Annotated in this window: 19 protein-coding genes; 2 read left to right on the top strand and 17 right to left on the bottom strand. The window is 43.8% G+C overall.

Annotated features, from left to right (window positions below):
• Positions 1-33: 33 nt before the first annotated feature.
• Positions 34-1131, bottom strand: a complete 1098-nt coding sequence (locus tag H8S51_RS03765) for a serine/threonine-protein kinase (RefSeq protein ID WP_241070879.1) — start codon at positions 1129-1131, stop codon at positions 34-36.
• Between the two features lie 152 nt (positions 1132-1283).
• On the opposite strand from H8S51_RS03765, the gene H8S51_RS03760 reads away from it, so the two are divergent.
• Entirely contained in the window at positions 1284-1718 is a 435-nt protein-coding gene (locus tag H8S51_RS03760) for an XRE family transcriptional regulator (protein WP_117920021.1), read from the top strand.
• Between the two features lie 39 nt (positions 1719-1757).
• Here H8S51_RS03760 and truA read toward each other — a convergent pair whose 3' ends face one another.
• From truA to H8S51_RS03715, 9 genes are all read right to left on the bottom strand, one after another.
• A complete protein-coding gene (gene truA / locus H8S51_RS03755; protein WP_117920118.1) occupies positions 1758-2492 on the bottom strand; it encodes a tRNA pseudouridine(38-40) synthase TruA in 735 nt (244 codons plus the stop codon).
• A 109-nt stretch (positions 2493-2601) separates the two neighbouring features.
• Entirely contained in the window at positions 2602-3414 is an 813-nt protein-coding gene (locus H8S51_RS03750; RefSeq protein WP_117920018.1) for an energy-coupling factor transporter transmembrane component T family protein, read from the bottom strand.
• Between the two features lie 17 nt (positions 3415-3431).
• A complete protein-coding gene (locus H8S51_RS03745) occupies positions 3432-4310 on the bottom strand; it encodes an energy-coupling factor transporter ATPase (RefSeq protein ID WP_186899346.1) in 879 nt (292 codons plus the stop codon).
• 15 nt (positions 4311-4325) lie between these two features.
• Positions 4326-5186 carry an energy-coupling factor transporter ATPase gene (locus tag H8S51_RS03740; protein WP_117920014.1) on the bottom strand — a complete coding sequence of 287 codons (861 nt, stop codon included), beginning with the start codon at positions 5184-5186 and terminating at the stop codon, positions 4326-4328.
• Positions 5187-5207: 21 nt separating this feature from the next.
• Positions 5208-5711: a tRNA (cytidine(34)-2'-O)-methyltransferase gene (locus H8S51_RS03735; protein WP_015522173.1), complete on the bottom strand. Its 504-nt coding sequence runs from the start codon at positions 5709-5711 to the stop codon at positions 5208-5210.
• 57 nt (positions 5712-5768) lie between these two features.
• A complete protein-coding gene (locus H8S51_RS03730) occupies positions 5769-6950 on the bottom strand; it encodes a pyridoxal phosphate-dependent aminotransferase (RefSeq protein WP_186899345.1) in 1182 nt (393 codons plus the stop codon).
• Position 6951: 1 nt separating this feature from the next.
• On the bottom strand, positions 6952-7428 hold the full coding sequence (locus H8S51_RS03725; RefSeq protein WP_015560217.1) for an Lrp/AsnC family transcriptional regulator: 477 nt from the start codon (positions 7426-7428) through the stop codon (positions 6952-6954).
• An 88-nt stretch (positions 7429-7516) separates the two neighbouring features.
• Positions 7517-8503 (bottom strand): AIR synthase family protein, encoded by a 987-nt coding sequence (locus H8S51_RS03720; protein WP_186899344.1) that lies wholly within the window; start codon positions 8501-8503, stop codon positions 7517-7519.
• 73 nt (positions 8504-8576) lie between these two features.
• Complete coding sequence (locus H8S51_RS03715) at positions 8577-10121, bottom strand: VanW family protein (protein WP_186899343.1); 1545 nt, start codon at positions 10119-10121, stop codon at positions 8577-8579.
• A 290-nt stretch (positions 10122-10411) separates the two neighbouring features.
• Here H8S51_RS03715 and H8S51_RS03710 point away from each other — a divergent pair, with 290 nt between their 5' ends.
• Positions 10412-11032 carry a tetratricopeptide repeat protein gene (locus H8S51_RS03710; protein WP_186899342.1) on the top strand — a complete coding sequence of 207 codons (621 nt, stop codon included), beginning with the start codon at positions 10412-10414 and terminating at the stop codon, positions 11030-11032.
• Here H8S51_RS03710 and H8S51_RS03705 read toward each other — a convergent pair.
• From H8S51_RS03705 to H8S51_RS03675, 7 genes are all read right to left on the bottom strand, one after another.
• Positions 11015-11746, bottom strand: coding sequence for a 3'-5' exonuclease (locus H8S51_RS03705; protein ID WP_186899341.1), 732 nt, complete (start codon positions 11744-11746; stop codon positions 11015-11017). The genes H8S51_RS03710 and H8S51_RS03705 overlap by 18 nt on opposite strands.
• Positions 11724-13562 (bottom strand): B12-binding domain-containing radical SAM protein, encoded by a 1839-nt coding sequence (locus tag H8S51_RS03700; protein ID WP_186899340.1) that lies wholly within the window; start codon positions 13560-13562, stop codon positions 11724-11726. Before H8S51_RS03700 ends, H8S51_RS03705 begins: the two co-directional genes overlap by 23 nt.
• A gap of 114 nt (positions 13563-13676) precedes the next feature.
• Positions 13677-14255, bottom strand: coding sequence for a manganese efflux pump MntP (locus H8S51_RS03695; RefSeq protein WP_186899339.1), 579 nt, complete (start codon positions 14253-14255; stop codon positions 13677-13679).
• A gap of 24 nt (positions 14256-14279) precedes the next feature.
• Positions 14280-16967, bottom strand: coding sequence for a YhgE/Pip domain-containing protein (locus H8S51_RS03690; RefSeq protein WP_186899338.1), 2688 nt, complete (start codon positions 16965-16967; stop codon positions 14280-14282).
• A 19-nt stretch (positions 16968-16986) separates the two neighbouring features.
• On the bottom strand, positions 16987-19077 hold the full coding sequence (locus H8S51_RS03685; RefSeq protein WP_186899337.1) for an efflux RND transporter permease subunit: 2091 nt from the start codon (positions 19075-19077) through the stop codon (positions 16987-16989).
• Positions 19078-19270: 193 nt separating this feature from the next.
• On the bottom strand, positions 19271-19837 hold the full coding sequence (locus H8S51_RS03680; RefSeq protein ID WP_186899336.1) for a TetR/AcrR family transcriptional regulator C-terminal domain-containing protein: 567 nt from the start codon (positions 19835-19837) through the stop codon (positions 19271-19273).
• Between the two features lie 18 nt (positions 19838-19855).
• Positions 19856-20908, bottom strand: a complete 1053-nt coding sequence (locus H8S51_RS03675; protein ID WP_117919992.1) for an HD-GYP domain-containing protein — start codon at positions 20906-20908, stop codon at positions 19856-19858.
• Between the last annotated feature and the right edge of the window lie 27 nt (positions 20909-20935).

Below are 20935 nucleotides of genomic sequence, written 5' to 3'. Positions count from 1 at the left end.
GGTATGCTCTGTGCATACATTTTCTCTGTTCCTTTAAAATAATATCGCTTCTAAGGTTACACATATCACAGCTGCCGCAAAAATAAAAATAAATTCCGCAGCCACATAACCGATCAGTCTTATGATCCGTTTTTTGCTGTTTACAACCGGTATATTTCTCCGTATCCCCATATAGTCGCAGACAAAAAATATAAATACGATCTGTGACAGCCAGAGTACAAAACGTTCCAGTGTAAGCTCTTTAGCCGCGAGCGGCTGCCCCTTACTACCACTCAATTCTAACGACCAGAAGAAATATGTAACAAATGCATACCCCAAAACAGAAACGATCATTTTCCACAGTTTTCCAGATCGAAAACCGGGTATTTTATAAAAAGGCGGCTTATGAATACTCACATTTTCCATATTGTAAGACGCACTCACTGCACCGCTTACAGCAGTTTCAAGTTCATCCACATTCTGATACCTGTCTTTTGGATTTAAATTGATGCATTTTAATACCACCGGTTTTAAACGCCCCTCCGTTATCCTTTCCAGAGGAAAACAACGCATGAGCATATAATTAAGCAGTACACCCATCGCATAAATATCAGTTCTCGCATCTGTCTGCCCGAATCCGAACTGCTCCGGTGCTGCATAGCCTTCCGTTCCCATCATAACGGTATCTTTTGACTTGCCCGGCTGGTAAATCCTTGCAATATCAAAATCAATCAGCTTTACTTCTCCCTCATTGGTGATGATCACATTCTCTGCTTTCAGATCTCTGCATATGACCGGCATTTTCGCATTATGTAAAGGATGAAGTGCCCTGCACAGACAGATTATGACCTCTGCTGCTTCCCTCTCCGAAAAAAATTTTTCCCGCAGCATTTCTTCCAGATTTTTTCCGCTTAAATATTCCTCGATCACGATCAGATTCGTCTCTGTCTGTATACATTCATAAATTTCCGGTATATATGGATTCGGATTTTTCTTTAAAAAAAGATAAATCTCCTTCAAATCCGGTGCAACATACTTTCTTACACCAATGACACCATTTACTTTATTCCTTACGATATGTACTTTTTCATTCTCATTCAGCCTGCCAAGATCCACATATTCCGACAGACGGTATTCTTCCTCAAGCAGCATATGACTTTCCACCAGTTTCTTGCATTCATCTGTATAACACGCTATGATAGATGTCGGACAGTAAAACAACCTTACTCTTTTTGCCTGATGACATCTGTATAATCATATAAATGTATTTTATTATTTTGGGGACAACAATTCAAGGAGACCTTATGAAACAGCAAACGACAGACGAATTAATGAAACTTCTCACTGCCACCAAAAATACGGCTGAATTAAAACAATATACCGATACACTTCCGGAAATGGCAGCCGTCTCGACTTTTCCGGAATATCTGAACGAACAGATGATAGCCCACAATATAACCGCTGCAAATCTGATCGCCGCAGCCCAGATACAGCGCAATTACGGCTACCAGATCTTAGACGGCAGACGAAGTCCCTCCCGTGATAAGGTTATTTCTCTCTGCCTTGCGCTAAAGCTCGATCTTTTGGAAACGCAGCGTGCTCTCACGCTCACAAAAAACGGACAGCTCTATTCTAAAAGCAAACGTGACTCTATCCTCATTTTTGCCATAGAAAAAAAGCTGTCCGTGATCGATGCCAATGCCCTCTTAGAAGAATTAGGTGAGCCTTCTCTAAGCTGACTGACTTCAGCCGTATTTTAAAATATTCCGTTATCCTGCTTACTCAAACTCGATCCCCATCATCGTAAGTCCATGTGCCGGTGCCGTAGGTCCTGCCGCACTGCGGTCTTTTTTTGCAAGGATCTCTCCCACTTCATCCGGTGCAACCGCGCCACCGCCAACCTGCACTAACGTCCCTGCAATGATCCGTACCATATTATAAAGGAAACCATTCCCGGTCACACGGATCGTAATGATATCCCCATCTTTTTCCACATCACAGGCATAAATGGTACGCACCGTCGTTTTTACCTGTGCACCGATCGCACAGAAACTCTTAAAATCATGCTCGCCCACTAGATAAGATGCCGCCTTTTTCATTTTTTCCACATCCAGCGGATAATGATAAAAATAAGTATCCAGCCGTCTTGTAGGCATACGGAATGTCCTGTTTAAGATGCGGTATTCGTAAGTCTTTCTGCTGTTCTGATAACGTGGATGCCAGCCATCCTCCACTTTGCATGATCCCTGCACCACAATATCCTCCGGCAGTCTCTGATTCAGGGCAAATGCGATCTTATCTGCCGGCATCCTCGTGTTCGTATCAAACACCGCAATATTTCCAAGTGAGTGTACCCCGGAATCCGTCCGGCTTGCACCGCTCACCACGATCTCTTCCCCCAAAAGTTTCGAGAGATTTTTATTTAACACTTCCTCTATCGTGATGCCGTTCGGCTGCACCTGCCATCCTTTGTAATTTGTGCCGTCATACGCCACAACCATTTTTATACGCATACTGATCCTGTCCCCATTTCTAAACAGCCTGCCGTGTCTGCTTCCATAACTATCTATTTGTTTCTGTGGCACAAAGCTGCTTATATTTTGCAGCTTCATGCAACAAAATTTACTGCGGAAACGGTAAAAAGAATCTGCACAACAGAATAACCACAAAATATCCGATCACAAGCACATATGCCTTATGATCCACACCCGCATAACGCAGCGGTTTCATCTTGGTTCTGCCCTCACCGCCATTATAGCAGCGTGCCTCCATCGCCATCGCAAGGTCATCGGCGCGGCGGAACGCAGAAACAAACAACGGTACTAAAAGAGGAATCATATTTTTCACTCTCTGTAGCAGATTGCCGCTCTCAAAATCAGCACCTCTTGCCATCTGTGCTTTCATGATCTTGTCCGTCTCCTCGATGAGGATTGGAATAAAACGAAGTGCGATCGACATCATCATTGCGATCGCATGTACCGGAACACCGATTTTTGTCAAAGGCATCAATGATTTTTCCAGACCATCCGTAAGCTGGTTTGGCGTTGTTGTAAGTGTCATGATCGAAGTACCAAGAATCAGGTAAGTCAGCCGGATCGCCATCAGAATCGCATTCTGCGCACCTTCTGCTGTGATCTTAAAGATCCAGAAACTCACGATCGGTGTACCCGGTGTCAGGAAAAGATTAAAAGCCGCCGTGATCAGCATCAGCACCACGATTGCCTTTAACCCCTTTACCATAAACTTAAACGGAACCTTCGATGACTTAATGCAGAAGACCAAAAATACAGTCGCAACAAGTAATGCCGCAATCCCTTTAAAACAAAACAATGAAATAATATAAATAAATGTAGCAAACAGTTTTACGCGCGGGTCCAGTTTATGAATGACGGAATCCGCCGGATAATACTGGCCCAGTGTAATATCTCTTAACATCTTCTTCCTCCGAACCGTTACATATGAAAGTCTGTTTTTCCGGAATCAATCCCGGTCAGCGCCTCAAGCAGACACGCTCTCGCCTCTGCTACTGTCGTGGCATCTGTATCAACATTCAGACCTTTTTCCTTCAGTTCATGCATCAGGTAAGTCACCTGCGGTGCCGCAAGACCAACTGATTCAAGCTCCTTATAATGGCGGAACACTTCTTTCGGCGCGCCATCAAACATCACGCTTCCATGATTCATTACGATAATCCGCTCCACATATTTTGCGACATCCTCCATGCTGTGTGATACCAGAATAACCGTAATGCCCCGCTCCCTGTGCATCCGCTCCACAAGATCTAAAATTTCATCACGTCCTGCCGGATCAAGTCCTGCTGTCGGCTCATCTAGGATCAGTACTTCCGGCTTCATCGCAAGCACGCCCGCGATCGCAACACGACGTTTCTGTCCACCGGAAAGATCAAACGGAGACTGGTAATACAGTTCTTCCGGCAGTCCGACACTTCGCAGAGCCTCAAATGCCCTAAGTCCTGCCTCTTCTTTTGATAATCCCTGATTTTTCGGTCCAAAACACACATCATCAAAAATGGTTGTCTCAAACAACTGGTGCTCCGGATACTGGAATACCAGACCAACACGGTTTCTTAGCTCACGCAGATCAAAATCATCCTCATAAATATCCTGACCATGAAAATATATCGTTCCGGATGTGGCTTTCATCAGTCCGTTCAGATGCTGGATCAGAGTTGATTTACCGGAACCGGTATGCCCGATCACACCGATAAACTGTCCATCCTCGATTGTTAAGTTCACATCCTTTAACGCCTGAATCTGGTACGCAGTTCCCTCGCTGTATACATAATTCACTTTATCTAAAATAATTGACATGTTCATCCTCATTTCTTAGTCAATCTGTGCAATCCTAAGGATATGTCCGACCAGTTCTTCCCTCGTCAGCACGCCAAGCGGAATATCGAGTCCAGACTGTCTGAGCAAGTCCGCAAGGATCGTAACCTGCGGTACATCAAGCCTGTATTCTTTGAGTTTTCCGACCTGTGAAAAAATCTCACGCGGAGTTCCCTGCATGACAACTTTTCCCTTATCCATTACGATCACCTTATCAGCACCGACTACCTCTTCCATATAATGTGTGATCAGAATGATCGTGACACCCTTTTTCTCATTAAGTTCATGTGCAGTACGGATGACATCTGCTCTTCCGTTCGGATCAAGCATCGCCGTCGGCTCATCTAACACGATACATTTTGGCTCCATCGCAACAACGCCTGCGATCGCAACACGCTGTTTCTGTCCACCGGAGAGCTTATTCGGTGAATGATGGCGGTATTTTAACATGCCGACCGCCTTTAGGCTCTCCTCCACACGCTGCCAGATCTCATCTGTCGGCACACCGATATTTTCCGGTCCGAATCCGACATCCTCCTCTACTACGCTCGCAATGATCTGGTTGTCAGGATTCTGGAAAACCATTCCGGCGGTTTTTCGCACCGGAATGACATTTTCTTCTTTTGAAACATCCATGCCGTCCACAAAGAGACTTCCCTCGGACGGGGCTAACAGTGCATTGATATGCTTCGCAAGCGTAGATTTACCGGAACCGTTATGCCCTAAAATTGCGATAAAATCTCCCTGCTTCACATCGAGATCCACATGATCTAAGGCAGTCTGGATCGACTCTACGTTTCCCTCTTCATCACGTCTGATATATTCATGCACAAGCTGTTTTGCCTTAATAATTCCCATCTGTTTTTATTCCTTCCCGTATCAGTCATCCCAGCGCAGTCTGTGCAGTTCTCCCTGCAGCTTCATATGGTCAAACTGATTCTGTCTGAGTGCCTCATAGAGCACGATCGCAACGGAATTTGACAGGTTCAGTGAACGTGTCTCCCCGATCATCGGGATCCGCACACAGGTATCCGGATTGGCTTTTAAGATCTCCTCCGGGATTCCTGCACTCTCTTTTCCAAACATAATATAGCAGTCCGGCTCGTAGGAAACCTCTGTGTATACATGGCGTCCCTTTGTCGTTGCCATATAGATCTTTGCACCCGGATTTTTCTCACAGAAATCATCCCAGTTCACATAGGTCGTCACGTCAAGCTCACTCCAGTAATCCATCCCGGCACGCTTGATCGATTTTTCATCAAGATGAAATCCAAGCGGTTCGATCAGATGGAGCCTTGTCCCTGTTGCGACACAGGTTCTTCCGATATTTCCGGTATTTGCCGGGATCTCCGGCTCATATAAAACAATATTTAACTTTGCCATAATAATCCTCATTTCCAGGCAGTCTGCCAAACAGACCACAATATGAAAAATAAGCTGTCATGCCTGTTTTTCACCCTGTTTTCTCAGCCCTGTAATAAATGCCTCCATGCGGTTCATCGCCTCTTTTAAATTCTCCAGCGAATACGCATAGGAAATACGGATAAATCCTTCCCCGCAGTCTCCGAATGCCGTTCCCGGAACGACTGCAAGCTTCTCTGTATTTAAAAGCTCCGTGGCAAACTGCTCGGATGTCATACCGAATTCGCTGATGCACGGGAACACATAAAATGCTCCAAATGGCTCGAAACAGGAAAGTCCCATTTCTTTAAAACGATGAAGCAGATAACGGCGTCTGCCATTATACTCCTCTCTCATCTGTGCCACATCTTCATCTCCGTTTTTGAGAGCCTCAACACCTGCATACTGGCTCGTAGACGGTGCACACATGATCGCAAACTGATGGATCTTTAACATCTGCCCGATGATCACACGCGGTCCGCATGCATATCCGAGACGCCAGCCTGTCATGGCATGTGATTTTGAAAATCCATTGATCACGATCGTCCGCTCCCACATGCCAGGTAAAGATGCGATCGTTACATGTTTTTCAAGATAAGTAAGCTCGGAATATATCTCATCACTCAGCACAAAAATATCGTGTTTTTTAATCACTTCCGCAATTTTCTCAAGATCGGATCTTTCCATGACCGCACCGGTCGGATTGTTTGGGAACGGAAGCACTAAAAGTTTTGTCTTCGGCGTGATCGCAGCCTCTAATTCCTCCGGTGTCAGACGGAACTCATTTTCTGCCTTTAACTCAATGATGACCGGCACTGCACCTGCTAAAATGGCACAAGGCACATAAGATACATAGCTTGGCTGCGGGATCAAAACCTCATCTCCCGGATCTAACATGGCACGCATAGCCGCATCGATCGCCTCACTGCCTCCGATCGTAACCATGATCTCATGATCCACGTCATAAGATATCCCGTAATGACGGTTCAGATAACGGTCGATCTCTGTCTTTAACTCTTTTAAACCTGCATTTGAGGTATAATGTGTTTTTCCTTTTTCCAGGGAATAAATACCCTCGTCGCGGATATGCCACGGCGTATCAAAATCCGGCTCGCCGACACCAAGGGAGATTGCGTCCTTCATCTCATGTACCACATCGAAGAACTTACGGATCCCGGACGGTTGGATCGTTGTAATTGTTTTATTTAATGGATCTCTCATATTACATCTCTATCCTTTCATCTTTTGCCGGTTCTGCCATAACGGTTCCGTGATCTTTGTATTTTTTCAGAATAAAATTCGTCTTTGTACTTAAAACAGAATCAAGCGGTGAAAGTTTATTGGAAACAAACTGGGAAACCTCACGCAGTGTCTTTCCCTCAATCGTTACCATAAAATCAAATCCGCCGGAGATCAGATAAACGGAATTTACTTCCGGATAGTTGTAAATGCGCTCTGCCACCTTGTCAAATCCCATTCCGCGCTGTGGTGTGACACGCACCTCGATTAAAGCTGTCACCTTTTCAATTCCCGCCTTATCCCAGTCGATCAGGGTATGGTATCCGCAGATAATATGCTCCTCTTCCATTTTCTGAAGCTCATTTACCACGGCTGCCTCATCTACACCTAAAATGATAGCCAGTTCCTTTAAATCAATTCTGCTGTTCTTCTCTATAAAAGTTAAAATCTTTTCACGCATGATAATCCTATCCTCCATAATTTGTACTCTTTTGAGCACTATCTTAATTTCTGACAATAGATTTTCCCGCTAAATGCACAATCTATTGTTATGATACTACCTTATATAATTCGTCCGTCTTAGGCGGTTCTAAAAACCGTCTCTCATCCTCATTTAATAGAACTCTGTCATTTCCGGCTGTTGCTTTTCCGATAATTGTTGCCGGTATTCCTGCTTTTTTCAGTTCATTTACCAGCAGATTGCCATCGGCTGCTGCCATCAGCATAGAACCGCTTGAGATCAGTTCATATGGGTTGATTCCGAAAAATTCACAGATCTCGATTGTTTCCTGACGAACGGGAATCTTTTTTAAATCGATTTCAAGTCCGACGCCAGATGCTTCTGCCATTTCCCAGAGTGCACCAAAGATACCGCCCTCTGTGACGTCATGCATAGCACTAACGCCAGACCGAACGGCGACTGCAGCCTCTGAAAGTACGGATAAATATACATCCAGTTTTTTTGCATTTTCAACAAATGGTGCAGAAAATCTCGTTAACAGTTCTTTTTCTTTTTCCTTTGCAATGATGGATGTTCCCTCGATCCCGATCCATTTTGTCACAAGGATATCCATTCCCGGTTTTGCCCCGCCGGTAGAGATCACACATCCGTCTTTTACTTTTCCAACACCACATACGGAAATGACCGGCTGATTTACAACTGCAGTGATCTCCGTATGACCGCCCATGACCTGCACACCTGCTTTCGCACATGCTGCCTCTACCTGCTGCATCATCTCTCTTAACTCCGGTTCCTCAACCTCTGGTGGAAGTAAGACCGTAAGCAGCACACCGACAGGCTCTGCTCCCGCACTGGCAAGATCATTTGCTGTGATCTGGATCGCAAGCGTACCGATATCCTGTGCCGTTCCTGTGATCGGATCTGTTGACATCACAAGTGTCTCATCCTCTGCCAGCTTGACCGCCGCACAGTCCTCTCCCACACCGGCGCCTAAGACAACCTCCGGTCTTTTGGTATGTATCTGTTTAAATACGGAGCGTTTGAGCACATTCTCCGGTACTTTTCCAATCTTCATCGCAAACTCCATTCCTGTTTATAGTTATAGGCTGTCTCTTACGAGGCAGCCTCTTTTTGTTTCTTATAATAAATTACTGACCATTTCCGCCGTTATCTCCGCTGACATCCACCTGTCCGTCTCCGACGATTGCCTGCTCCTCTGCAGACTGGTTTTCAGCCGGCTGTTCCTGTGTAGTCGATGCCGCTGCCGTAAACTGAGCCACTGCGGCATAGATAGTCCCCTCGTCACCGGTCGCTAATGCAGCGCCGATCGTCGCTGATGCATTCGGATCTTCTGACGCGGTTCCAACATTGACGATCTTCGGTGATGCTTTGTAAGTACTCTTATTAAATACTTCGCGGCTTTCTTCCACACCGTCTACTGTAACAACTTTCCAAAGCTGTGCCACATATCCGACATGTTTTCCCTGTGATACATTCATCGTTCCTACCGGATCTCCGGTTGCCACAAACTGTGTACCCGGATCCTGCTCCGACACAACTTCACTCTCATATGTTACCTTGCGGTTTGCAGGTCTTGTCTCTTCCCCGTAAATATTGAAATAAACATTTTTCCCGGAAGTATATCCTTCAATATAGATCGGTACATCCTGATTATTTACGAATTTTAAATCCTTATAATCACCTGCGATCGCAGCATCCATAGATGGCTTTACATAGGTAACGATCATAGAATGGTTTGAACGCTCCGTAACTTCAAGCTCCGCTAATATAACTGCATTATATAAAGTCGTTGAAACCTGGCAGACACCACCGCCATATGACTGCACCGTCTGTCCGTTCTCATAGGCTCCTGCTAATTCATAACCATTTGCTGCATCTAACGGTCCGATCGTCTCGTATACAGAAAACTCTTCTCCCGGATACAGAACAGTTCCGTTGATCTTATCAGCTGCTGTTGCAATATTATCACAGCGGTTCTGAGTGGAAGAACTGTAATTCGTATTGAATCCACCAAGCAGGTCTTTTACCTTAGAAAGCTCTTCTTCACTTCCCTTAGGTTCCACGATCTCCGCTGACAGCTCAATACTTCCACCCTGTCCGTCCCAGCCGTCACTGACATAATTTTCAATCGCAGCGATCGACTTTTCCACATTGATCTCAACACCCTGTGATCCTTTAATGATCTTAAACGTACCGTTCTCACGTACCAGTCCGTTGTCTACTGCTTTCTGATCAAGCTCATCCGCTTTCTCGTCAAGTAACTCAGAAACCGTATCATGATCTACGTTCAACACCATATCAATGACAACATTGCCATTTTCAAGGTCTTTTTTATCCTTATATCTTTTGATCAGATTACCGCTCTTTCCGACATCCATCGCCTCTGAAACAACGTTCATATCGGTAAACTCAAGTGCAAGATCCGATGCTTTCACCTGTGTGCTGCGCTCTCCCGCAGTCAGTGTAAATACTGCTTCCCCTGCATTATTTACATAATCAGTCACTGCACTCAGAGCTTCCTGCTCTGTCATGCCGCCAACATCAATATTGCCAATATAAACTCCCTCTGCGATACGGTCTGTATCTTCCGCTTTTGCCTGCGTCGGATTCATAACGAAGCCAAATGCCATGGCTAACCCCAGAGCTGTTAATATCTTACCTGCTTTTTTCATCTTTTCCCTCTGAAACTATTGCTTTTACTGAATCTTTGTTGTTCATTTTATCACAACTGCCCTCTTTTTCAAGATGCATTACCACGAATATATTTGACTGTTTGCCCTGTTTTTAGTATATTTTACATGAACAGATTTATTACAACAGTGCCGCAAGTACAGTAGTAAGTAACATTGTTCCTACCAGAATGATCACAACTGCTGCAAGTACTTTTTTATTTTTCTTTTTACTGAAATCATACATATCGATGTACCTCCATTTCAAAAACACGGCACGGAAAGGATTTAACATGCCACTTTTAGGTTTATTTATTGCAGTTACCTGCCTGCTCACATTTTTCCGCAAACGTTCCATCCGCTCTCAGGAGAGCGCCACCGACCGTTTCTGGAAAAAAGAATCCATTGCAAACAACACCCGTTTAAAGGATTTAAGCGGACTTCCCTATATTACCATACCTTTTGATAAATTTCCAATAGGTATGTACGAAAATGATTTATTAAAAAAATATGAAAAAACTCTGCAGGCTCTTTCCGGACAAAAGATCGTCAATCTGGGCACGCAGACCAATACCGATCTAAAGATCGCCTATGGGACTGCCAGTCTCCCTGCCCTGACTGACTACGAGCAGAATTTTACCACACTTTGCCAGGCTCTCACTGCCTATGCAGGGCAGCTTATAGAACTCGGTCATACGAATGAAGCCCGCACAATTTTAGAATACGGCATCAGCATTGGTTCTGATTTAAGCCAGAACTATCTGCTTTTAGCTGAGATCTACCAGTCTTCCGGTGATACGGAACAGATCCGTAAACTCCTTTCATCTGCAGAACAGCTTGACTCCCTGATGAAACGTTCGATCGTAGAAAAACTGACTGCAATGCTCCCAGAGGAATCATCCGTTAAAATCTGATTTTTTCCTCTGCAGCTTTCCATGTCTGGCAATAAGCTGATCTGTAAGTCTTGATGCTTCACTTCTTGTCATCTCTGCAAGATCATCCGGCAGTTTTATCTGATAATGTGCTGCATATTCCCTTAAATATTTCATCTGCCGTGCCGTTGCCGGTGTCTGCTTTTTTACCTTATAAAGAAGCGGTTTCGGCAAAAAATCTTCGGCATGTTCTTCCTCATACCGTTCCCTGAGTGCCTCATAAACCTGCCACGTTTCGTAAGCGTCATGAAATGCACGATGTGCATTTTCTCTTTTTACCCCAAAATATGCACACAGACTTTCCAGATCTTTTTTCTGTTCTCTGGGCAAAAATTTCCGTGCAAGTTTTAAAGTATCGACCGCATTCCGCTCTAACGGCATATTGTGGTTGACTGCCCACTGTTTTAAAAAACCGTAGTCAAAAATCACATTCTGCCCAACGATGATATCATCTCCGATAAATTCAAAAAACTGCTTCATGGCATTTTCTTTTTCTGCACCTTCCTGTACCATCGTCTCTGTAATTCCGGTAAGTTCGGTTACTTTTTCCGGTATCTTTATATTCTGACGTAAAATTGCACCAAACTGATCGACGGCATGATGGTTTCTGACTTTGACTGCCCCCACTTCTAAAATATGATCGGTCTTTACATTCAGACCTGTCATTTCAAGATCAATTACTACATAATCCTGCATTTTCGTCCTCCATGATCCATGTTACCTTTGCCTGATGATCTAAAGGATCTCTGTCTGTATAATCAAACAGTGCATATAATGGCTTTTCTGCACGCTCTGGCAATTCTTTTAATACACGCTCTCCTTTATCCGGAAACCGGTAGGAAAAACACTCCACATGGGACTGCTTTCCATTTTTACAGTATATCCGCGTCACCTGTTTCCATGTGCTTAAATCTTTTGCCCATGCCGGTCTGCTCTTGCAGTTTTCCCGGTAATACAGATCAAAGATCAGGCTTTCTTTTATAATATCAGAAATCTCACAAAGATTTTGCACTTCCTGTAGATTTTCCTTCTCCGTGTCAGCAGAAAATGTTTCTTCCACGAACTCAAGCAAAATTTCCGAACGCCGGATTCTCGCATGGCTCATGCCAAAGTAGCCTTTTTTCTCATAAAATTTCCCAAGATCCTGAAACAGGAAAAAAGCACTTTTAAACAGAACTCCGAGTACTTTCATCGTAACTTCAAACTGCCCGCTGTTATAATACACTTCAAGCATTTCTTCCACCTGGCGTATCTTTAATACATCATCATAAGGCAGCCATTTTGTTTTAAGCACCTCATAAGGCGGTCTGCTGTGGTATGCGATCTCATATTCTTTCGCATGCTCATACATATAGGAGCCCTTTAACACCTTTAAGAAGCCAAGCTGCAACTGGTTCGGACGAAGTTCATAAATCTCGTCAAAAGATTTTGCAAATATATCATAATCTTCAAATGGAAGTCCTGCGATCAGATCTAAATGTTCATGGATGTTCTCATGTTTCTGAACCTCTCTCACAACTTCCTTTAACCGTTCAAGCTGCATGGTACGGTGGATTTCTTTGATCGTTGCCCCATTTGTCGACTGCACACCGATCTCTAACTGGATCAGTCCCGGCCGCATGGTACCGATCAGGGCAAGTTCTTCCTCCTTTAACAGATCTGCCGAAATTTCAAAATGAAAGTTGGTGATCCCATTATCATGTTCTTTGATGTAAGACCAGATCTCCATCGCATGCGCATGATTGCAGTTGAATGTCCTGTCCACAAATTTTACCTGTGGAACTTCCCGGTCAATAAAAAACTGCAGTTCCTTCTTCACAAGTTCCGTGTTGCGGAAACGAAGCTGCTTTTCCACGGAGGAAAGGCAGTAACTGCAGGAAAACGGACATCCACGGCTTGATTCATAATAAATGATACGGTTTTTAAAATCGCCTGCTTCATCATAACAAAATGGAATATCGCTTAAATCAAGCATCTCACGCGGTGCGGTAAAAACGATTTCTTCTTCATTCCGGTATGCGATCCCGGCAATTTCTCCGAGATTTACACTTTGTTTTATTGTCTGTATTTCTTTTATTTCTTTTGCTTCTTTGTTGCTTCGTATTTCTCCGGCATAATACTCTGCCAGTTCACAGAAAGTCTTTTCCCCTTCCCCGATCATCACACCGGTAATCTGCGGATGGCATCTTAAAAAGCTCTCCGTCTCGTAGGATACCTCAGGACCTCCCACCCAGATCGGCACTTCCGGACGCAGCTTGTGAAATTCCTCTGCCAGTTCCTCCACATAAGCAATATTCCAGATATAGCAGGAAAACATTAAAACATCCGGTTTTGCCTTATAAATTCCCTCTAAGATATCTTCCATCTGGTTATTGATCGTGTATTCTCCGATCTCCACCGTGTCTGAAGCCGTCATGCCTTTCGCATAATGTGCGGCATATGCACGCAGATTATACACAGCAAGATTGGAATGTATGTATTTGGCGTTAATCGCCGTAAGTAAAATTTTCATCTGTTCTGCCTCCAACATTACCATTATAACGGAGAAAAAAACTTGTTGCAACGTACGAAAAAAATCCGGTTCCCAGCCGCCAGATTTTTCTGGCAGCCGAAAACCGGATTTATCCTACCGCAAAATATGTTTTACGATAACGTCTATTCCCGCGATCCACAGAAGTATCGCTCCTGCAATATATGCTTTTGTCTTATGCTCAAATCCCAGATGATATCCGGTATAGATACCAGCCACGACAACCGCAATGGTAAGTCCCGCAACCATCAGAAGCATCACAAGAAGATTTGTTCCAAGGAAACCAAATGCTATACCCGTCAGCAGGGTATAACTACTGGTAACTGCTGCAATTGCAAGCAGATGTTTCCAGCCGAGTTTCTGCTCACAGTGCTCTATGATCCGCTCATTTTTTATGGCTTTTGCAACCAGCCGCACTCCCAGGCAGAAAAAGATGGCTGCTGCAATGACAAACCCGGTCACTTTTTCATTGTGCGTTATGGTGTTACGGTACAAAAGTCCTGACAGGTAGCTTCCGACGAACAGTGCTGCCATCTGCCATGCAGCAATCAGTGCACACAGTTTGACAAGCTGTTTTTTGTCGATCTTTGCTACCAGTGATCCCTGACACTCCATGGCTGCAAATATATCCAGCGATATGCCTGCTATGATCAGCAGATTCTCCAACGCATTCATCTTACTCCTCCTAAAAGCGGTTCTTTAGTCTTCTGCTTTTACCGCATCCGTTTTGATAATAAATTTAACACTTCCGTTCACGCCATCTGCAATATCGGTATAAGTCTGGTAATCAGCACCGGCATCTAATACAGCCTGGATACGGTCAACAAGCGGCTCGATATCTCCATTGTAAGAATTGATGATTTCGTCGATTCCTTCTTCACTGAACTCTGTGATTCCGTCTGCAAGTTTATGTGCACCGTCAGAAAGCTCTCCCACACCATCAATGATCGCATCGGTTCCATCACTTAAAGTGCCTGCACCATCGTTTAATTTTTCATTATTAGAAACAAGTGTGGATGCCCCGCTTGCAAGCTGGTCTGTGCCGCTCTTTAACTGCTCAGCTCCTGTTGCAAGTGATCCGGCTTTCTCTTTCAACTGTCCGATACCACCGTCTAAAGTATTTAAACCGTCAGACAGATCAGACGCTCCTTTGTGCAGAGTCGTTGCTCCATCTGCCACCTGACCTGCTCCTGTTGCAAGATCACCTGCTCCTTTCTTTAAGGTTCCTGCTCCTGTTGCAAGGTCTCCGGCACCCTTCTTTAACTTGGTTGCTCCTGTTGCAAGATCACTTGCTCCTTTCTTTAAGGTTCCTGCTCCTGTTGCAAGATCACTTGCTCCCTGTGCCACCTGACCAGAACCACTAGTCAGATCATCCATTTTTCCAGCCATAGTACTGATTGCACCGGATGCCTGCGCTGCTCCATCTGCCACCTGTTTCGCACCAGCCTGAAGTGCTGTAAGCTGTGCCTGTGTTGTCGGATCAGAAATCTGACTAGCTGCTTCATCGATAGCTGAAACAGCTCCCTGAGCCTGACCAATTGTTGCGATCTTGTCTGACAGGCTTACCGCTACAGTCATTGCATCATTTACACTGTTGATTGAAACACCGCCAAGTGCCTGTCCCACCTGCGTAAAAATTGCTGTTGCACTTGCAGGATTTGCACTGTACATGGCAATTCCGTTCATCAGATTTGACTGTGCGCTCTTTAATGATTCGATCGTAGCCTGTGCATTTTCAATGGATGTACCATTTGCCTGTAAATTGGCATTGATCTGATCTTTTTTAGTCTGTAAAGTTGCTGCCATATCTCCCAATTTTCCAACGAATGTATCCACACCTGCACTGACTGCAGATGCTCCGCCTGCAAGCGTTGTTTCACCGCCGTTGACAGCAGTATTTAAATCTTTTACTCCTTTCGCAAGTGTCTGGACACCTGTATTCAGACTGGAAGCTCCGGCAGCCAAAGTATCTGCTCCAGTGGACAAATCAGACGCTCCAGTGGATAACGTATCTGCTCCGGTAGAAAGATCATTCACTCCGGTGGAAAGTGTATTGGCTCCGGTGGAAAGATCACTTGCACCTTTGGACAATGTATTGGCTCCGGTAGATACATCCTTGGCACCTTTCTTTAAGGTTCCTGCTCCGTCTTTTAAGGAAGATGCTCCTTTTGCTGCACTTGCTGAACCATCTTTTAAGGTTCCCACACCACTGATCAGTGTTGGTACACTTCCTGCTAAGGTATCCACACCACTCTTTAATGTTCCGATTCCTGTGGATAAAGTAGAAGCTCCATCCGTATAATCTTTGATACCGTTCTTTAATGTTCCGACACCGTCTTTAAACTCACCCATCTTGGATTTTAAAGTATCTACACCGTCTGCGAGCTCACCGGAACCATCTTTTAACTGATCTGTTGCATCTGTTAAAGTATCTAACATATCATCAACTTCAGAAAGATCTGCATCTCCGTCTTTGCTGATAAAGTTTGTTGCATTCATCACAACTGTCATTGTGGTGCTTAATGAGAAATTCTCCACATCTGCAGTTACTTCCACGTAATCCGGGATCGATACATCTCCGTCAAAATCAGAATCATCCACATCTAAGCTCTCTTTTAATCCCGGAAGTGCATATCCGACTACAATATTATTTTTGCCATCGGAGATTACTTTACCATTGGTAACTTTTACATTAGAAAAGCTGTCATCTAATACCATTCCGCTGATCGCAGCAAATGGGACATAGATTTCTTCCTCTTTTCCGTCGATCTTTGTTTTTACCGTCTCATTGTTGGTGTAATCAAAACGGATCGTTACTTTTCCTGATTTTCCTGCAAGTTCTTCCGGCTTTACTTCCTTACCATCCAAAGAATAGGTAATTGTCTGGGATACCGGTGTCTCTTTTGTGGAGGTTCCCTGATAATAGATATCGTTGCCGTCTGCCTGCCAGGTCAGTTTGCTGCCATCCTGTTTGAATGTCTCATCACCTTTTACATTTTCGATGTCCTTTAAGTCTGAAGCATCTTCGATGGTATCTTTATTTCCATCATTGATCAGATGATCGGAAACGATCACTTTGCGCTCTTTTCCGGTACTGTCTGCAAGGACATATACGGTTTCTTCCTTGCCAATCTCTTTCTCGCTGAATTTGATACTGTCATCTAATGCATCTTTTAATTTGCTCTCAGCATCGGAATCTTTTGTATCTGATTTTTTGCTGTCTTTTTCGGTACTCTCTGTACTCTCAGTGCTCTCCTGTGCGGTCTTTGCTGCAAATACGTTTGCTGTGGAAACGCCTGTTCCAACCATTCCGACAACCAGCACACCTGCGATAATACGAATCACATATTTCTTTGTAAATTTTTTCTTTAATTCCGGTAATTTCATCTTTTTTTCCTCCTCTATTTTACTGAACTGATGAATCTTTTTTATAACGGAAACCTGCACTTGTTGCACAGATCAATTTATCAAATACCATAAACATTGCCGGCAGAATAAATGCTACGACGATCAGACTGATCAGGGCACCTCTTGCAAGAAGCATACATAAGGAACTGATCATATCGATACTGGAGTATAATCCAACACCAAATGTTGCTGCAAAGAAGCTTAATGCACTGACGATGACTGACTGTAAGGAACTGTCTAACGCTGTTTTTACTGCATCACGTTTCTCTGCTCCGTGGTTTCTTGCTCTCTTATATTTGTTTGTCATAAGAATTGCATAGTCAACGGTTGCACCGAGCTGGATCGTTCCGATTACGATGGAAGCGATAAACGGAAGAACCGTTCCGGTATAATGCGGGATACCCATGTTGATGAAAATCGCAAACTCGATTACCATAACAAGGATGACCGGTAATGAGATCGACTTTAATACGAATGCGATAATAATGAAGATTAAAATAATAGAAACTGCATTTACTGTGTTAAAGTCTGTATTTGTAATCGTGATCAGATCCTCCGTACATGGAGCTTCACCAATTAACATTGCGGTGTCATCATATTTTTTAATGATATCGCGGATCGCATCACACTGTGCATTTACCTCATCTGATCCTGTCTTGTACTCAGACATAACATAGATCATCTGATATTTTCCATTGTCAAGCATCTCTTTGATATCATCCGGGATCATATCCTTTGGTACGGTAGGTCCCATAACGGAATCAAGTCCTAATGCCAGTTTTACACCGTCCACATCACCGATCTCATTTTCCAGGTTTCTTGCATCTTTGGAGTTTAGATCGCTGCTTGCAAGGATCACATGTGTCGCACCCATATCAAAATCATTTTCCAGTGCGTTTCCTGCTTTTACACTCTCTAAGTTATCCGGAAGTGTTCCCATCAGATCATAATATACCTGATTGTGATTCTGTCCGTAAAAAGCAGGTCCGATGATCGCTAAGAATAAAATAATAAAAATCCAATAATGTTTTGTCACAAATCCTCCGATACGTCCAAGATCCGGTATGAAGGCTTTATGTCTTGTCTTTTCGATCCATTTATCCATTGCAAGGATCATTGCAGGAAGGATCGTAACACATCCGATAACACCAAATACAACACCTTTTGCCATAACAACACCAAGATCCATACCAAGTGTAAATGTCATGAAACACATTGCAAGGAATCCGGCGATCGTCGTGATGGAACTTCCGACTACGGAAGTTAACGTCTGTGAGATTGCATGGGACATCGCACGTTTCCTGTCATCCGGATAGCGTTCCTGGTTCTCTAAGTAGCTGTGCCACAGGAAAATGGAGTAGTCCATCGTTACTGCAAGCTGTAACACTGCTGCAAGTGCCTGTGTGACAAAAGAAATCTCTCCGGCAATAAAGTTTGTTCCAAGGTTGTATACGATTGCCATACCGATACTCAGAAGGAAGATAAACGGTAAAAGGAATGAGTCCATCGTAAGTGCAAGCACCAGTGCGGATAATCCTGCTGCGATCACAACATACATGATGACCTCACTGTTACAGATCTTTTTGATATCGGTAACGACTGCGGACATACCGCTCAAAAGACACTGTTCATTGGTCAGTCCCCGTATCTCCTCGATGGTATCAAGTGTCTCATCTGCTGACATGGACGTGTCAAATGTAATGATCATAAGCTGGCTGCCTGTATCTGCATTCTGCAGGGAATCTCTCAGGTCATCCGGCAGCATATCCATCGGGATGGAAATATCAGCAAGTGCACCGTACCATAAAACATCTTTTACATGGTCGATCTCTTTTAACTTATCCTCTAACTGCGTGATCTCTTTTTCCTGCATGCCATCTATGACCGCCACGGAAAAAGCACCTGTTCCAAACTCGTCTAACAGGATATCCTGTCCTTTCATCGTCTCAATATCTCCCGGGAGATATGAGAGGATATCGTAATTGATCCGCGTATTCATGTAAGTGATCCCGGTCGGTATCAACAGCAAAAAACTCAGGATCAGAATCGGGATACGGAATTTCACTACCCATTTTCCAAACTTAATCATCTTTTTCACTCTTTTCTTTCTTTTTATTTTCCTGTGGCATACATTCCCCCTGCCACAATTTCCTTTAGTGTAAAAAAAAAGACTAAATCTGAAAAGATTCAATCTAATTTTTCTGTAGCATCTTATTATACAAATTGCCCAAAATGTATATCAAAGTTAACATTTGATTCCGATTGTATATTTAATTCACATATTAAAGTTCCGCTAAAATATCTTCCATGGATCTCTTTATGATGTAATCATAGATCTCTGCTAACTCCCGCGCTGAGATCGTCATCCCGGACCGAATCCAGTTCATGACAATATAGCACATGGACTGTGCATAATACGCAGCAATACGTTCCGGTGTCAGCCAGACATACTTTGGTTTCTTCGTGGCTGCCGAACGTTCAAACACCCTCAGGAACACCTTCATGATACAGGACTGTGCAATGCTCTCAAACGAGTTCTGCCCCTCTAAGTGGATCGCTTTCTGATAAAACTCCTTTTCTCTTTCAATGTTGGAAAATAAAAGTATCAATGCCTCGTTTACCATACCGTTCTGTATCAGAGGTTCTGCCGGAGCGATCAGCTGTGTATCTATGATCCACTCCAAAAGTTCATATTTGTCCTGAAAATGGTTATAAAATGTCGGCCGTATCACGCCTGCCTTATCTGTAATCTCTTTGATCGTAATCTTCTCGATCGGCTGTTTTAATGCAAGTTCTTTAAAACTTTCTGCCAAAAGCGTATCTATCGCGCTCTTTCCCTGTCCAGTCATATCTCCCTCAAAGTATTTTTACATAATCATTCTTCCTATGGTAACGCTGCGACCTTCCGGATCATCACGGAGATTGAGCATCTCGCCTGTCTCCACGATCTGTACCAGCGGTCTGAGAGAAAAATCTCTAAAATTCTTTGCCACAATGCCGCGCTGTCCGTTTGATAACTCCACTTCGCATCCAATCGGATAAACCGCCATTCTGCGTAAAAATATATTAACTAACTGCGGATCAAATTCCGCTCCCGCCATTGCCATCATATATTCAATCGCATCTGCCGGCGAAAGCTGTTCCCTGCCGGGACGCTTTGATATCATTGCATCATAGCTGTCTGTAACTTTAATGATCCTCGCATATAACGGTATGTCTCTTCCGCTTTTTTCCAGCGGATATCCTTCACCATTAAACCATTCATGATGCATCAGTATCCCACTATAAACCATCGCAGGAAAATGATAGGATGTTTTCAAATATTCTGCTCCAAGTTTTGGATGACTTTTCCACGCTTCCCTCTCTTTCCCGGTAAGCGGCCATTTTCCATTTGCGATTTCTTCAGGTAAAAACTTTTTTCCTAAATCATGCAGTATTGCTGCAATTCCAAGATCATATAATTTGTTTCGTTCCAGTCCGTATCTCGCTCCAACCATGATAGAGAGCACACCGACATTCACTGAATGGTAATAAATATATTCATCATAATTGCGGATATCCATTATGTTAAACATTACATCGCCATTTTTCAGGATATCTTCCACAACATTTTTCACTGTCATGCGCAGCTTCACTTCATCGACCGGCAATTCGCTGTCATCCGTATCAAAATCAAACAGCTCATGTATCAGTTTTAATGCCTGACAACGCACCTGTGGTGTGAGCACCTGTTGTATCTCTATGCCACATGTAAATTCATCATCTATGTATATTCCAGGATATCCGAGGAACTCCAGGTTGGATATATATTCTGATGTCAGGAGCAGATGTTTCGCTAAAAGAAGTCTTCCCGCTCCATCATAAATATCCTGTCCAAGAGCCATTCCCGGCTTTAACCTGCTTGTCGGTATATAGCGCATGTACTTATCCTTTCAAATTACAATACA

This window comes from Roseburia rectibacter (assembly GCF_014287515.2).
In the GTDB taxonomy this organism is placed as follows: Bacteria; Bacillota; Clostridia; order Lachnospirales; family Lachnospiraceae; genus Roseburia; species Roseburia rectibacter.
Note: the sequence above shows the minus strand (reverse complement) of the source record. Positions and strands in the feature narration are given on the sequence as shown.